This window comes from Arthrobacter sp. MDT2-34-1 (assembly GCF_059091365.1).
In genome coordinates, this window is record NZ_JBNHGO010000094.1 from 1 (window position 1) to 641 (window position 641).

General features: G+C 64.7%; 1 protein-coding gene. It reads right to left on the bottom strand.

The window, feature by feature from the left end:
- Positions 1 to 641: mandelate racemase/muconate lactonizing enzyme family protein (locus AC5RVV_RS17805; RefSeq protein ID WP_494002680.1), on the bottom strand; the 641-nt coding region annotated here is incomplete at both ends.

A 641-nucleotide genomic window follows, 5' to 3' on the forward strand; every position in this document is an offset into this window, starting at 1 on the left:
GAGGTCGTCCATGGCGCGCAGGGCGCGCATGGACTCGGATGCAGACCACCCCCGGTTGCCATCGATATACAGCTCGACGCCGTCCCCCAGTCCTTCGCGGAGCGCGCGGCATACGTCGACGTCCAGCATGAACGGGCGGCGTCCGACCTTGACCTTGAAGGTGGTGATCCCATATGTATCCCGCATCCGCTCCGCCTCGGCCACCATCTTGGCCGGCTCATCGAAACCGAGCATGTGGGACACGCGCATCCGGTCGGAGTAGCCGCCCAGCAGGCGGGTGACTGGCTGCTGCAGCGACTTGCCGATAACATCCCAGACGGCCATGTCCACGGCGGCCTTGGCCGTGGGATTGCCGACCGTGCGGTTGAGGATGGCGTGGATGGATTCACGGTCCAGGCAGGACAGCCCGACGATTTCAGGGGCGAAGACCTTTTCCACCACCGCGGCGATGGATTCCTGGGTTTCCCCGTAGGTGAAGGGGCGCGGCGGAGCTTCAGCCTGCCCGACAATCCCGTCCTCGCTGTGGACCCTGACCAGGATGTGCGAGGCCACGTGCACCTCGCCGCTGGCGAAGCGCAGCGGCTTCCGGTACGGGATGGCGAAGGGAATCGCCTCTATTCTGGTGATTTTCAAGAGAATCC